Origin of the sequence: Pseudomonas sp. MF4836, assembly GCF_002018875.1 — a bacterium.
Lineage (GTDB): Bacteria > Pseudomonadota > Gammaproteobacteria > Pseudomonadales > Pseudomonadaceae > Aquipseudomonas.
In genome coordinates, this window is sequence record NZ_MVOL01000004.1 from 347,209 (window position 1) to 361,372 (window position 14,164).

The 14,164-nt window shown below is 61.0% G+C and carries 10 protein-coding genes and 1 pseudogene; 5 read left to right on the forward strand and 6 right to left on the reverse strand.

Annotated features, from left to right (window positions below):
* Nucleotides 1-44 precede the first annotated feature (44 nt).
* Both MF4836_RS11775 and rep read right to left on the reverse strand, forming a co-directional pair.
* On the reverse strand, nucleotides 45-617 hold the full coding sequence (locus MF4836_RS11775) for a xanthine phosphoribosyltransferase (RefSeq protein ID WP_020295998.1): 573 nt from the start codon (nucleotides 615-617) through the stop codon (nucleotides 45-47).
* 71 nt (nucleotides 618-688) lie between these two features.
* Nucleotides 689-2,698 (reverse strand): DNA helicase Rep, encoded by a 2,010-nt coding sequence (gene rep, locus MF4836_RS11780; RefSeq protein ID WP_020295997.1) that lies wholly within the window; start codon nucleotides 2,696-2,698, stop codon nucleotides 689-691.
* Nucleotides 2,699-2,965: 267 nt separating this feature from the next.
* Here rep and MF4836_RS11785 point away from each other — a divergent pair, with 267 nt between their 5' ends.
* The gene (locus MF4836_RS11785) at nucleotides 2,966-4,639 is read left to right on the forward strand and encodes a putative bifunctional diguanylate cyclase/phosphodiesterase (RefSeq protein ID WP_078470469.1); all 1,674 of its coding nucleotides are present in this window, start codon (nucleotides 2,966-2,968) and stop codon (nucleotides 4,637-4,639) included.
* Between the two features lie 45 nt (nucleotides 4,640-4,684).
* Here MF4836_RS11785 and MF4836_RS11790 read toward each other — a convergent pair whose 3' ends face one another.
* Complete coding sequence (locus MF4836_RS11790) at nucleotides 4,685-6,094, reverse strand: NorM family multidrug efflux MATE transporter (RefSeq protein ID WP_078470584.1); 1,410 nt, start codon at nucleotides 6,092-6,094, stop codon at nucleotides 4,685-4,687.
* Between the two features lie 150 nt (nucleotides 6,095-6,244).
* Here MF4836_RS11790 and MF4836_RS11795 point away from each other — a divergent pair, with 150 nt between their 5' ends.
* Nucleotides 6,245-7,165, forward strand: coding sequence for a LysR substrate-binding domain-containing protein (locus tag MF4836_RS11795; protein WP_078470470.1), 921 nt, complete (start codon nucleotides 6,245-6,247; stop codon nucleotides 7,163-7,165).
* Between the two features lie 190 nt (nucleotides 7,166-7,355).
* On the forward strand, nucleotides 7,356-9,332 hold the full coding sequence (locus MF4836_RS11805) for a methyl-accepting chemotaxis protein (RefSeq protein ID WP_078470471.1): 1,977 nt from the start codon (nucleotides 7,356-7,358) through the stop codon (nucleotides 9,330-9,332).
* A 93-nt stretch (nucleotides 9,333-9,425) separates the two neighbouring features.
* Here MF4836_RS11805 and MF4836_RS11810 read toward each other — a convergent pair whose 3' ends face one another.
* On the reverse strand, nucleotides 9,426-10,331 hold the full coding sequence (locus tag MF4836_RS11810; RefSeq protein ID WP_178102933.1) for an ABC transporter six-transmembrane domain-containing protein: 906 nt from the start codon (nucleotides 10,329-10,331) through the stop codon (nucleotides 9,426-9,428).
* Between the two features lie 112 nt (nucleotides 10,332-10,443).
* Between MF4836_RS11810 and MF4836_RS11815 the strand changes: the two genes are divergently transcribed.
* Entirely contained in the window at nucleotides 10,444-11,028 is a 585-nt protein-coding gene (locus tag MF4836_RS11815) for a TetR/AcrR family transcriptional regulator (protein ID WP_078470473.1), read from the forward strand.
* 105 nt (nucleotides 11,029-11,133) lie between these two features.
* Nucleotides 11,134-12,348 (forward strand): aldose 1-epimerase family protein, encoded by a 1,215-nt coding sequence (locus tag MF4836_RS11820; protein ID WP_078470474.1) that lies wholly within the window; start codon nucleotides 11,134-11,136, stop codon nucleotides 12,346-12,348.
* Here the strand turns inward: MF4836_RS11820 and MF4836_RS11825 are convergent.
* Together MF4836_RS11825 and MF4836_RS34985 are read right to left on the reverse strand one after the other, a co-directional pair.
* Nucleotides 12,349-12,900 (reverse strand): annotated as a pseudogene (locus MF4836_RS11825) (ATP-binding protein); the annotation flags it as partial.
* A 92-nt stretch (nucleotides 12,901-12,992) separates the two neighbouring features.
* The gene (locus tag MF4836_RS34985) at nucleotides 12,993-13,454 is read right to left on the reverse strand and encodes a hypothetical protein (protein ID WP_153050230.1); all 462 of its coding nucleotides are present in this window, start codon (nucleotides 13,452-13,454) and stop codon (nucleotides 12,993-12,995) included.
* Between the last annotated feature and the right edge of the window lie 710 nt (nucleotides 13,455-14,164).

The window sequence follows — 14,164 nt, forward strand, 5'->3', positions numbered from 1 at the left end:
GGATTACCCGTGGCGCCGGCACGCCGCCGGCGCCGTCGCGCACTTTACTCGATGAAGCTGACCACGCCGCCGGCCAGGGATTGCACGCGGGCCAGAGACTCCACGCGGTAGCCCTGGGCATCCAGTTCGGCACGCCCGCCCTGGAACGACTTTTCGATGACGATACCCAGGCCGGCAACGGTGGCGCCGGCCTGCTTGATGATCGAAATCAGCGCCTGGGAGGCCTTACCGTTGGCCAGGAAGTCATCGATGATCAGCACCCGGTCGCTGCTGGTCAGGTGCCGTGGCGAGATGGCCACGGTGCTTTCCGTCTGCTTGGTGAAGGAGTAGACGGTGGCCGACAACAGGTTCTCGGTCAGGGTCAGGGACTGGTGCTTGCGGGCGAAGATCACCGGCACACCGAGGTTCAGGCCGGTCATGATCGCCGGGGCAATGCCCGAGGCTTCGATGGTGACGATCTTGGTAATGCCCGAGTCCTTGAACAGCGTGGCGAATTCGTCGCCGATCAGCTTCATCAGTTGCGGGTCGATCTGATGGTTGAGAAAGGCGTCGACTTTCAGGACCTGATCGGAAAGCACGATGCCTTCTTCGCGAATTTTCTTGTGCAGTGCTTCCATGAAGCTTTCCTCTTTGGGCGCCTTGTGCGCCTAAGCGCTGATAAATAGTGTGCGGTAAAAAGTCGGCAATTCTAGCGCTTTAACATCGCGCGTATATCCGCCAGTGCGGTGTTTCCGCGAACGGCTTTGACTTCGGTCGGCGTGTCGTCATTGCCTTCCCAGGCCAGGTCGTCCGGTGGCAGCTCATCGAGGAAGCGGCTGGGCGCGCAATCGATGATCTCGCCGTACTGCTTGCGCTTGGCGGCAAAGGTAAAGGCCAGGGTCTGGCGTGCGCGGGTAATGCCCACGTAGGCCAGGCGCCGCTCTTCCTCGATGGTGTCGGCTTCGATACTGGAGCGGTGCGGGAGGATTTCCTCTTCCATGCCCATGATGAACACGTAGGGGAATTCCAGGCCCTTGGAGGCATGCAAGGTCATCATCTGCACGCCTTCGGCGCCGTCTTCCTCTTCCTGCTGACGTTCCAGCATGTCGCGCAGGACCAGCTTGCCGATGGCGTCTTCGACGGTCATGTCGCCGTCTTCGTCTTTTTCCAGGGTGTTTTTCAGGGCTTCGATCAGGAACCACACGTTGCCCATGCGGTAGTCGGCGGCCTTGTCGCTGGAGCTGTTGGTGCGCAGCCAGTTCTCGTAGTCGATGTCCATGACCATGCTGCGCAGGGCAGAGATCGGGTCTTCGCCGGCGCACTGCTCGCGCACCCGGTCCATAAAGCGCTTGAAGCGCGCCAGGCGGTCGGTGAAGCGGCTGTCCAGGTGCTCGCCGAGACCGATTTCATCGGTGGCGGCGTACATCGAAATCTTGCGTTCGGTGGCGTAGTTGCCGAGTTTTTCCAGGGTCGTCGAGCCGATTTCCCGGCGCGGCACGTTAATCACCCGCAGGAAGGCGTTGTCGTCATCCGGGTTCACGATCAGGCGGAAGTAGGCCATCAGGTCTTTCACTTCCTGGCGTCCGAAAAAGCTGTTGCCGCCGGAAAGCCGGTAAGGAATCTGATGGTGCTGCAGCTTCAGCTCGATCAGCTTGGCCTGATAGTTACCGCGATACAGGATCGCGAAATCGCTGTACGGGCGATCGGTGCGCAGGTGCAGGGTGAGAATCTCCACCGCTACCCGCTCAGCCTCGGCGTCTTCGTTGCGGCAGCGGATCACGCGGATCTCGTCGCCGTGGCCCATCTCGCTCCACAGTTGTTTTTCAAACTCGTGGGGGTTGTTCGAGATCAGCACGTTGGCGCAACGCAGGATACGGCTGGTGGAGCGGTAGTTCTGCTCCAGCATCACCACTTTTAGGGACGGGTAGTCGTCCTTGAGCAGCATCAGGTTTTCCGGGCGGGCGCCGCGCCAGGCGTAGATCGACTGGTCGTCGTCGCCGACCACGGTGAACTGGTTGCGCGTGCCGATCAGCAGCTTCACCAGCAGGTACTGGCTGGCGTTGGTGTCCTGGTATTCGTCCACCAGCAGGTAGCGGACCTTGTTCTGCCATTTTTCCAGGATGTCGGTGTGCTCCTGGAACAGCTTCACCGGGAGCAGGATCAGGTCGTCGAAGTCCACCGCGTTGAACGCCTTGAGCGTGCGCTGGTAGTGGGTGTAGACGATGGCGGCGGTCTGTTCCTTGGGGTTGCGTGCGTTTTCCAGGGCTTCGGGCGGCAGGATCAGGTCGTTTTTCCAGGCGCCGATCATGTTCTTGATCTCGTCGACGCCGTCGTCGCCCGAGTATTCCTTCTGCATGATGTCGGTCATCAGGGCCTTGACGTCGGTCTCGTCGAAGATCGAGAAGCCCGGTTTGTAGCCCAGCCGCACATGTTCCTTGCGGATGATGTTCAGGCCCAGGTTGTGGAAGGTGCACACGGTCAGCCCACGGCCCTCGCCGCCCTTGAGCAGGGTGCCGACACGCTCCTTCATCTCCCGCGCCGCCTTGTTGGTAAAGGTCATGGCCACGATGTACTGGGCGCGGATGCCGCAGTTCTGGATCAGGTGCGCGATTTTGCGGGTGATCACGCTGGTCTTGCCGGAGCCAGCACCGGCGAGCACCAAAAGAGGGCCGCCGACGTAGTTCACGGCTTCTTGCTGCCGGGGATTGAGTCGGGACATGACGGAAAAGGGAGTCTGTTGCGAAATGGGCGGGCATTTTAACAGGCTGGACAGATTCTGCTGCCTCTCTCCGACTTGTGACGCAACACGCGATCTAAATTTGCCGGTTTTGATACTTTCCCGCAGGATGCGCGCTGAATATGCGTCTAATGTTCGAGTTAGAGCGGTATAAGAAATTGCGTTTGATAATCAATATCATTTGTCATTGTTTATTCGCGCGTCATAATGCCCACCGCCAACTTCTTTTGCAGAGTCTAGGGAGCTAGCTTGTCTAAGCCTGTCGAACCCTTGCGTTTGCTGCTACTGGCCGAAGAGCCGGCATGGGCAGCGTTGTTGCGCGAGTGTCTCGCTCCGTTGGGAGACTCGGTTGTGCTGATCAGTGCCCCGACCTGGGATTCTGTCAGCCGTCTGTTCAATGACGATCGCAGCGCGGTCTTGTTGACCATTGCCTCCTTGCAACCGGCCCCCGGTCGCTGCAGTTTGCCCACCGTCCTGCTGCTGGACCACGAACCCTCGGTGACCCCGGTGGGTGTCAGTGACTGGCTGATTCGCAGCGCCCTGAACCCCGATATCCTGCGGCGTTGCCTGCGCCATGTGCGTGAGCGCGGCGTGCTGGAAACCACCCTGCAGCGCCTGGCCGAACAGGACCCGCTGACCGGTATCGCCAACCGCCAGGGATTCCAGACCCTGCTTGCCGCGCGCCTGGTTGAAAACGAAGGACGCGGGCTGGCACTGGGGCACCTGGACCTCGACAACTTCCGGCATGCCAACGACGCCCTCGGCCACCAGGCCGGCGACCGCTTGATCCTGCAGGTGGTCTCGCGGCTCAAGAGCCAGCTTGAGGCCGGCGATCAGATGGCGCGCCTGGGCAGCGACGAGTTTGCCTTGCTGATCGATACACGCCGTGCGCCGCAGCGGGCCGAATGGATGGCCGAGCGCATTACCGAGGCCATGGCCGAGCCTTACTGGATCGACGGCGAAAGCCTGCTGATCGGCTGCAGCCTGGGCGTGGCCCATGCCCGGGCCAATGCCGGGGCGGACCCGCTGATGTGGCATGCGCACATCGCCATGCAGCAGGCCAAGAGCACCCAGGGCTGCACCTTTCATATCTTCAACGAACGCATCAATCGCAATGCCCGCAGCCTCGCCGACCTGGAAAGCGAACTGCGCCGAGCCTTGCGCCGCGACGAGCTGGAGCTGCATTACCAGCCGCGCCTGAACTTGCATGACGGACAAATCGTCGGCCTCGAGGCCCTGGTGCGCTGGCGTCACGGCGAACGGGGCCTGCTGCCGCCCAGCGAGTTCGTGCCCCTGGCCGAGCAGAGCGGGCTGATCGTGCCCCTGGGCTACTGGGTGATTTCCCGTGCCCTGCGGGACATGCAGGCCCTGCGTGAGCGCGGCCTGCCGCCGCTGCACATGGCGGTCAACCTGTCGTTCCGGCAGTTCCAGGACAGCCAGTTGCTGTCGACCCTGAGCCGGCTGATTGCCGAGCGCGGCGTCGAAGCGCAGTGGCTGGAGTTCGAACTGACTGAAACCGCAGTGATGCGCCGCAGTGACCTGGTCAAGCAGACCATGGACGCCCTGGGGCGCCTGGGCGTGCGCTTTTCCCTGGACGACTTCGGCACTGGCTTCTCGTCCTTCGTGCACCTCAACAGCCTGCCGATCGCCCTGCTCAAGATCGACAAGAGTTTTGTCGGCGGCATGGAGCTGCGCGAGGAGAACCGCAAGCTGGTGCACGCCATGATCAACCTGGCGCACAACCTCAATCTGGAAGTGGTGGCCGAGGGGGTCGAAACCCCGGAGCAACTGGCCCTGCTGCGCGGCTTCGGCTGCGACCAGGCGCAGGGTTACCTGATCAGCAAACCGCTGCCCCTGGCGGAGTTGGTGGAGTACCTGACCTTTGGCAGCAGCCAGCGATCCATGGCGGACGTGGTGAGCTAACCCGCCTGGCGAGGGGGCAATCCCGCTCGCCAGTTCAACCGATCTTTACGAATCCACCTGGGCCGAGGCATAGGCCGATGGCTGCACCTGGGGCTCCAGGCGCAGCATGCGTTTCATCCGCCATTCGAAGGCCAGGGTCAGGCTGATGGCGGCGCACGCCAAGCCCAGGGCCAGGCCCCACCACACGCCGGTCGGCCCCCAGCCCAGGGTGAAGGCCATCAACCAGGCCGCCGGGGCCCCGATCAACCAGTAGCAGCCGAGGCCGACGAGGAAGGTGGTCTTGGCGTCCTTGAGCCCGCGAATCGCGCCCATGGCGATGGTTTGCGTGCCGTCGAACAGTTCGAACCAGGCCGCTACCGCCAACAGGCTCACGGCCAGGTTGATCACTTCGCGGAAGGCCGGGTCATTGTGGTCCAGGAACAGCCCGATCAACTGATTCGGCAGCAGCCAGAACACCATGGCAAAACACAGCATCGCTACCGCACCGAAGGCGATCCCCACCCGTCCCGCCAGGCGCGCGTCGAGCAATTGCCCAGCGCCGTAGTGCTGGCCGATGCGCATGGTGATCGCATAGGAAATCCCCGCCGGCACCATGAACGCCACCGAGACGATCTGCAACGCGATCTGGTGCGCTGCCAATTGGGTGCTGCCCATGGTGCCCATGCACAGCGCGGCGAAGGCAAACAATCCGACCTCGACCGCATAGGTGCCGCCGATGGGCAGGCCCAGGCGCCACAGCTCCCGCAGGTAGTGGCGGTTGAGCCGCGACAGGCCCTGGCGCAACGGATAAGCGGCGTACGCCGGGTGCTGCCGGATGTGCCAGGCCAGAGCCAGGGCCATGCAGTTGGCGACGATGGCGGTCACCAGGCCGATGCCCATCAGGCCCAGTTTCGGCAGGCCGAACATGCCGGTAATCAGTGCGTAGTTGAGCAGGAAGTTGGCCACGGTGCCGCCCAGGCTGATGACCATCACCGGCGTGGCGCGGCCGATAGCGCTGGTAAAGCCGCGCAAGGCCATGAAGCTCAGGTAGCCGGGCAGGGCGAAGGGCAGAATCAGCAGGAACTGCGCGGCGGAGTCGACGTTGGTTTCGGTCTGGCCGAACAGCAGCAGCACCGGCTTCAGGTTCCACAGCAGCAGCCCTGCCACCAGCGCCATCAGCCAGGCCAGCCAGAGCCCGGCCTGGGTCAGGCGCGTGGCGCCTTCGATGTCGCCGGCACCCTGACGAATCGCCACCAGGGTGCCGACCGCGGCAATCACCCCGATGCAGAAAATCGACACGAACGAATAGCTGGCCGCGCCCAGCCCGCCACCGGCCAGGGCCTCGGGGCTGAGCCGGGCCATCATCAGGGTGTCGGTGAGGACCATCAACATGTGCGCCAACTGTGAGGCGATCAGCGGCCCCGCCAGCCGCAGGATGGCCCGGAGTTCGGTACGTGCTGGATGCTGCATGGTCATCAGGCTCGGCAATGGGCAATGGGTCAAGAGCGCTGATTCTCGGCGCTCGTGGCGCATTGCACAAAAGGATAAAAACGATTGCTGGCATGATTAAAACTCATGCGAACCGGTTTCTGGTAGCGTGGCCGCACCGCCCACGGAGAGCGTTATATGTCTCGTCGTCTTCCTGCCCTGTATGCCTTGCGCGCCTTTGAAGCTGCGGCCCGGCACAGTTCGTTCACCCGCGCGGCCGAAGAGTTGTCGATTACCCAGAGCGCGGTCAGCCGGCATATCCGCACCCTGGAGGAGCACTTCGCCTGCCGGCTGTTCAAGCGCAGCGGGCGTAACCTGCAACTCACGGAAGCCGCGCGCCTGCTGTTGCCGGGCGTTCGCGAAGGCTTCAGCGCCCTGGAGCGGGCCTGCAATACCTTGCGCGCCGAGGATGACATTCTGCGGATGAAGGCGCCGTCGACCCTGACCATGCGTTGGCTGCTGGCGCGGCTCAGCCGTTTTCGCCACCTGCAGCCGGGCAACGAGGTGCAACTGACCAGCGCCTGGATGGACATCGATTCGGTGGACTTCAACCAGGAACCCTTCGATTGCGCGGTGCTGCTGAGCAACGGCCACTTTCCGGCGGACTGGGAGGCCAGCTACCTGTTTCCCGAGCTGCTGATCCCGGTTGGTGCGCCGAATCTGCTCAATGACCAGCCATGGGATGTGGCGCGCCTGGCCGTCACCGAATTGCTGCACCCGACCCCGGATCGCCGCGACTGGCGCAGCTGGCTGGAGCGCATGGGTTTGTCCGATCAGGTCTCGCTCAAGGGCGGGCAGGTCTTCGATACCCTGGAACTGGGGATGATTGCCGCGGCCCGGGGCTACGGCGTGTCCATGGGCGATTTGCTGATGGTCGCCGAAGATGTGGCCCAGGGTCGGCTGAGCCTGCCGTGGCCGACTGCGGTGGCCAGTGGCGAGAACTATTACCTGGTCTGGCCGAAAACCCGGCCCGGAGGTGAACGTTTGCGCCGCCTCAGCGATTTTCTCCAGGGCGAGGTCCAGGCCATGCAATTGCCTGAGGTAGAGCGCCTCGGCTGAAACGATGTAGCGCCCGTGGGAACGGCCTTGAGCGATAACCGTGCGAATTGCTCAAGTATTCATCGTTGCCGCCGAATCCTAGAAAGTGGAACTTGCGTCCTGCAGCGTTCCCCCCGTCCCCCATTACTGGAAAATTTTGCCGAGCACGCAACCTGATCAGGATGATCCGGGCTCTCGGTCAGGAGCCGTCATGCCTCAACCCCGTGCCCGGATTGCCTCACAGCTGGGCCTTGCCCTGGCTGTGATCTTGGCGATCGTGATCAGCGGCAGTGCCGTTTTTGCCCTGCGTTCGCTGGATTCCGCCAACCTCGACACGCGGGAAGAGCACCTGGCCAGCGAAGCGCGGCTGCTGGCCGATCAGCTCAACACGTTCCACAGCACCCTGCGCGAAAGCACCCAGCGCCTGAGCGGGCTGTTCGAAAAACGCTTCAGCGGCGGCCTGAGCCTGCACCCCGAGCAGCCGGTGACAGTGGCCGGCACCTCCACGCCGGGCCTGCACCTGGGCGGCCAGGTGTTGAACAACAACTTCGAGGAGGTCGACGAGTTCAAGCAGATGACGGCTGGCGTGGCGACCGTGTTTGTCCGCAGCGGCGATGATTTTGTCCGCGTCAGCACCTCGCTGAGCAAACAGGACGGCAGCCGCGCCATCGGCACCTTGCTCGACCATGTCCACCCGGCCTACCAGAAGCTCATGGCGGGGCAGGGTTACGTCGGCCGCGCGCTGCTGTTCGACCGCTCCTACATGACCCAATACACGCCGGTGCGCGACAGCAGCGGCAAGGTAATTGCGGTGTTGTTCGTCGGTTTCGACTACACCGATGCGCAGAACGCCCAGTTCGACAATCTCAGGCGCTTCCGCATCGGCCAGACCGGTTCTCTGGCCTTGCTGGATGAGCAAAACAAATGGCTGGTTCCGCCTGCCGGCGTGCAGGCGCTGGATCAGGCGCTGCCGACCATGGCCGAGCTGATTCGCCAACCGGGCAAGGGCCGCTTCTGGAGTGACAAGGCCGAAGACTTCTACAGCCTGGCGGTGCCGTTCGAGGGTGGCCCCTGGGCGGTGGTGGCGAGCATGCCGAAAGCGGAAATCCGCGCGGTGACCTGGAGTGTCGGCCTGCGCCTGGTCATCGGCAGTCTGCTGGCGATGCTGCTGGCGGTTGGCGCGGCGGTCTGGCTGTTGCGCAGCAAACTGGCGCCCCTGGCAGACCTGGTGTGTCAGGCCGAGGCCCTGGGCGCCGGCGACTTGAGCGTACGGCTGAATGTGTCCAGCCAGGATGAGATCGGCCAGTTGGCGCGCAGTTTCAACCAGATGGGCGAAGCCCTGTCGACTATGGTCGAGCACATCCGCCGGGCGGCCCAGGAGGTCAACGGCCGGGCCCAGGCGTTGTCCGGATTGTCCGGTGGCGCCTACGAGGGCATGGAGCAGCAGTCCGGCGAAATCACCAGCATGGCGGGCGCCGTGGAAGAGTTCAGCGCCACCTCGCTGAACATCGCTGACAACATGGGCAACACCGAGCGCCTGGCTCAGGAAAACGCCCAGCAGACGCGCATCGGCCGCACCTCGATGGAAGAGGCTTCATCCTCCCTGGAGCAGATCGCCAGCGCCCTGAACAGCACCGCCACGGTGATCAACACCCTGGGCCAGCGCTCCCAGGAAATCGGCGGCATTGTCGGGGTGATCACCGCCATTGCCGACCAGACCAACCTGCTGGCGCTCAATGCGGCCATTGAAGCCGCCCGGGCTGGTGAGCAGGGGCGCGGATTTGCAGTGGTGGCCGATGAGGTGCGCAACCTGGCCTCGCGCACCCGTGAGGCAACCGATGAAATCTCGGTGATGATCGGCAGCATCCAGCAGGAAACCGGCAACGCCATCAGCACCATGGAGCAGGGCAACCGGTTGATGCAGGAGGGCCTGTCGCGCAACGCCAATGTGGCTTCGGCCCTGGCCCGGATCGATGAACAGAGCCGCAGTGCCGGCCAGCAGTTCGCCGCCATCACCACCGCGACCCAGGAGCAGAGCAGCACCGCGACCCTGCTCAGCAGCAACCTGCAAAGCATTGCCCAGGCCAACAGCGAGCAGCGTGAAGTGGTGTCCAACCTGGCGATCACCGCCAAGGAACTGGAAGCTCTCGCCGCCGACCTGCGCCACGAAGTCGACCGCTTCCGCTAAAGCGCGTCGCACACCTGTAGCCGCTATCGGGCCTGACTGCGCTGGCCTGATCGAACACCGGGCAGTGGCCGCGCGCTGAACGGCGCTCGGCGGCTACAGGCCGGGGTCTACCCGCTTGCCGATATCGCGCAGGCGGGCCAGTTGGTCGACCATGGTCGGCGCCTCGTCCAGGCTGCTGACAAAGGTCCACAGGTAGGTCATCACCGCATACACATGGCCGGCCTTGACCGCTGGCGACAGGGCCAACTGGCTGATGGCGACCACAAACAGCGCCGCCGCCACCGTGCCGAGAAACAGGTAGGCCACCGCTTCGCGGTCCGAGAGCCGGATACGCAGGCGCGACAACACCCGGTAATGGCGCTGCAACGACGCCGCGCCGACCCGGGCGACCATGCCGATCTCTTTTTCCAGCCGGTCATTGAGCCGCTCATGCAGTGCCTGGTTGCGCCGGGCAAAGCGTGGCAACAAGGCGCAGCACAGGATCAGCGCCAGCAGGCACGCCAGGCCGATCCACGGCTCGATCAGCGCCAGCATCGCCGCTGCGCCGACAATCGAGACCAGGGCGGTGGCGATGGTCGGAATGTGTTTCTCGAAGAAGTCGACGAACTCCCGCGCCAGCACCACCCGTGCCGCGGCGGTGGACGTGTCCTGATTCAGCAGGCGCTGGTTGAGGATCACCGGCACCGCGAGGTCGGTGTAGATGCGGGTGAAGGTCCGGGTGTCCACGGCGCGGCGCGCGGCACCGACCACCCAGAACGCCAGCACCACCACCGCATACACCAGTGCGCTGCCGGTGTCGCCGCGAATGATCGAGTCCACCGCAAAGCCGGCGAACAGCGGGTAGGCCAGGAGCAGGGCATTTTCCAGGGCCACCAGGCTCAGGGTGAAAAACAGTTTGCCGGGGTACGCCCGGGCGATGGCCTTGAGGGTTTGGCCAGCGGATTGCTGACCGATCTTTTTGCTTTCATCCACAAGAATTTGCGACGTAACGGCTGACATGGGTGCACCGAAGGGAAGATAAACGCTAATATTGAGCGACTGCTCAATTATCTTTGAGCGATCGCTCAAAAAGCAAGCGCCGTCCATCCAGCGGCGTCCGGAGGCAAGCCCCATGTCGCGTATCGACCGTAAAGACCAGATCATCGCCGCCGCCCTGGAGCTGTTTCGCAGCAAGGGTTTCGCCGATGTGTCCACCCGGGATCTGGCAGAACATGCCGGTTTATCCCGCAGCCACGTCTACCACTACTTCAGCGACTGGAATGAGCTGCGCCGTGAGGCCTTCGTGCGCTTTGCCGACGAGCAGCTTGAAACTGCGCGCCAATCCCTGGCTGGTGCCGCGCCGCTGGAAGCGCTGCAAGGCTTCCTGCGCGACTGCCTGCCCGACTCGGCGGACGCCGGCTGGGCGCTCTGGCTGGACGCCTGGGACGAGGCCATGCACGACGCGCCCATGGCCGAGGCGTACCTGAAGATCAACGGCGAATGGCAGGCGATGCTGGCGCACATCATCGAGCAGGGAGTGGCCGATCAAGTGTTTTGCTGCCAGAACGCCGAACGCGCAGCGCGCCAATTGTTCGCCCAGACCATGGGCTATGCCGATGACCTGTTGTTGCAGCCCTCGTATGCGGCGGCGGCAGCGGCTTTGGACGAAGTCATGGAGGTGGCGCGGCTGCTGCTGAAGATCCGACTAGTCGACTGATGCTGGGGTTCGCCTGATCTTGTCTGCCTGATGCCGTTTTTTATGCTTGCTGAAACGTTTCTTCAGCGCTATAAAAATTGCACAACTCCAAGAAAGGCAACTTCCATGACTCCGCTTAAACTGTTTGTCACCCTCGGCGCGTTGACGGCCGCCTCCCACGCCATGGCCTGGGACTATGTACTGCTCGACACCGACAAGGCCGCGCAAAACCTGCACATCACCAGCCAACAGCTGGGGCTCAAAATCGACAAACCCTTCTCTGTCACCCTGCGCACCCTGCACGGCGGGCGCCAGGAAGGGGTGAGCATTGTCGACATCGATAACGGCGCGATGAAACTCTCGGTCGTCCCCACCCGTGGCATGAACGTCCTTCAGGCTTCCGTAGGCTCGGTGCGCCTGGGGTGGGATTCTCCGGTCAAGGAAGTGGTCAATCCGGCCTTTATCGAGCTCAACGGCCGCGGTGGCCTGGGTTGGCTCGAAGGCTTCAACGAGCTGGTCACCCGCTGCGGCTACGAATGGGTCGGCCATCCGGGGATGGATAACGGCGAGCTGCTGACCCTGCATGGCCGGGCGGCGAATATTCCGGCGAACAGAGTCACCCTGCACATCGACGAAAAGCCGCCCTATGCCATCAGCCTGCGTGGCGAGCTCAAGGAGCAGGCGTTCAAGAAGGTCGACTTCACGGTGGTCACCGAACTGCTGACTGAACCCGGCAGCGTGAGCTTTGCCCTCAACGACACCCTGACCAACAACGGCGATTACCCGAAGGAATACCAGGCGCTGTACCACAGCAACTTCAGCACACCGTTCCTTGAAGAGGGCGCACGTTTTGCCGCACCGGTGAAGCAGGTCTCGCCGTTCAACGACAAGGCCAAGGCGGACCTGGGGCAGTGGCAGACTTATCGCGGCCCAACCCGCGACTACGACGAAACCGTCTACAACGTGGTGCCTTATGCCGATGCCAAGGGCGAGACCCTGGCCGTGCTGCACAACAAGGCCGGCAACCTTGGCGTCTCCCTGGGCTTCAACACGCAACAGTTGCCAGTGTTCTCGCTGTGGAAAAATACCGACACCCAGGGCCAGGGTTATGTCACCGGCCTGGAGCCGGGCACCAGCTTCTCCTACAACCGTCGCTACCAGCGGCCGCTGAACCTGGTGCCGACCATCGGCGCCAAGGAGCAGCGGCAGTTCCAGATTCGCTACAGCCTGCTGGCGGACAAGCCGGCTGTGGATAAGTCCCTGGCCCGGATCACCCAAATCCAGGACGGACGCCAGACTGAAGTGCGGCCAACGCCCCTGGTCGACCTGTCCAAGGAGTGATCAGACACTGCTGGCGCTGGGGCGGTATTGCAGTGCTTCCGCCAGGTGCTCGCGACTGATCTGTTCGCGTTGCTCGAGGTCGGCCAGGGTCCGGGCGACCTTGAGCAGGCGATGCGCGGCTCGCAGCGACAGGGTCAAACGTTCGCAGGCGTTCTCCAGCCAATGCTCGTCGGCTGTGGATAACCTGCAATGCGCGCGCAGCCCCGGCAAATCGAGAAAGGCGTTGGCGCAACCCTGGCGTTGCTGCTGGCATTCCCGGGCCTGTGCCACCAGGGCGGCGGCGTGGGCCGTGTCTGCCCCGGGCTGCGGGGTGGGGTTCAAGGCGGTGGTTTCCCGGGCGACGGTCAGGTGCAGGTCGATTCGGTCGAGCAGCGGGCCCGAGAGCTTGTTGCGATAGCGCTGGATCTGCTCCGGGGTACAGCGACAGCGGCCGCTGGGTTCGCCCAGGTAGCCGCAGGGGCAGGGGTTCATCGCCGCCACCAGCTGGAAGCGCGCCGGAAAATGCACCCGATCCCGGGCGCGGGCGATCACGATCTCGCCCGATTCGAATGGTAGGGGTAAATCTCACACATCAGCATATGGATATTGGGAGTGCTGGCCTTATCAAGTCGGAAGCGTTTAACCTGTGATGTTTCATATCAAAATCAGGCCAAGTTTTCGAACTGCTGGTCCAAATAGTCTTGCATATATTTCACGGCATCAGCTAACACGACAATTTTACATCCGTATTTTTTTTGTGCCGTTTCATCTAAAACTAGATAAACGTAATTTGACTCTCCAAAACAAGCCTCACCGAAAGGCGAACCAAAAATCCCCTCATTTTTTTCTGCTACTACTTGGTCCGCCTTACTGGCAATGTGAGGATTTTTGGGGTCTGTTAATTCAAAGTGCTTACTTGCGTTCGCTGCTGCCCGGATAGTTTGATACATCAATCTTCCGTCTGCTGTATTTGGTTTGACGGCAAGGCCTTTAAGATAGTCCCAAGTATGGAAGAGAACGATAGCTGTTACCCGCCCCCTACGCACGTCATAACTACTAACAAGGAACTCCGCAATAGTGGGCTTAACGACGACTTCATAGTAATCGCGAGCAGCTTCAATATTCACAATGAAAACCCCCAAAAATAATAATGACCTTAAATGGTATTATGTATTAGTGGGGCTATCAAGCGTTCTATATGTATTTGCGAGAATTATTTAAGTTTATTAATGCTTTCGTCTAGGTCGATTTTTATGGTTGAACTTGTTCAGGCATGAAAATTGAGCACATATAAGTTTTATATAAAAGCCCCGATTAGGGTCTAACCTTAAATTTAAAGGTTTGAGAATTATTGTCCAACCTTAAATATATTTTCAATTCCCTATTGACACGATATTTCGTTGAATTTAAGCCATTAATTGACTGTCATCGAAATTAAAAACCAAAAAAAGCTCATGGAAAACTTAAAATAATATCCAACTCTATTTTCAATGAACTAACAGAATAGGGCAAAATAACTTGTCTTTTAATTCTATGTATTTATATACGTGAAAGATATTTCAGGCTCTAAAAACGGCTATTTTATGGATGTTAATTTTTCGAAAAATTACTGGCCATCGACGCCTTTCGCCTTATTAGCGAACTTTGTTCGCAATACCCAGATGCTTTTGATTTTGTTCTTCTTGGATAACTCTTAAATAAGTGTCGCAAGTTGATTTTATAGGTTTTTTTGGACGTTTTTGATTTTAAAAAAATCAGCTTTTTTTAAAGGTTAAAAAGTAAGAATATTTATTTATTTGACAATTATGCACGGCATGGTATTTGTATTAGTAACAAA

What these genes read in the sequence shown, in the direction of transcription:
- MF4836_RS11790 (WP_078470584.1), bottom strand. Translation starts at nt 6,094, where the DNA reads ATGACCATGCAGCATCCAGCACGTACCGAACTCCGGGCCATCCTGCGG.
- MF4836_RS11815 (WP_078470473.1), top strand. Translation starts at nt 10,444, where the DNA reads ATGTCGCGTATCGACCGTAAAGACCAGATCATCGCCGCCGCCCTGGAG.
- MF4836_RS11775 (WP_020295998.1), bottom strand. Translation starts at nt 617, where the DNA reads ATGGAAGCACTGCACAAGAAAATTCGCGAAGAAGGCATCGTGCTTTCC.
- MF4836_RS11795 (WP_078470470.1), top strand. Translation starts at nt 6,245, where the DNA reads ATGTCTCGTCGTCTTCCTGCCCTGTATGCCTTGCGCGCCTTTGAAGCT.
- MF4836_RS11805 (WP_078470471.1), top strand. Translation starts at nt 7,356, where the DNA reads ATGCCTCAACCCCGTGCCCGGATTGCCTCACAGCTGGGCCTTGCCCTG.
- MF4836_RS11810 (WP_178102933.1), bottom strand. Translation starts at nt 10,331, where the DNA reads ATGTCAGCCGTTACGTCGCAAATTCTTGTGGATGAAAGCAAAAAGATC.
- MF4836_RS11820 (WP_078470474.1), top strand. Translation starts at nt 11,134, where the DNA reads ATGACTCCGCTTAAACTGTTTGTCACCCTCGGCGCGTTGACGGCCGCC.
- rep (WP_020295997.1), bottom strand. Translation starts at nt 2,698, where the DNA reads ATGTCCCGACTCAATCCCCGGCAGCAAGAAGCCGTGAACTACGTCGGC.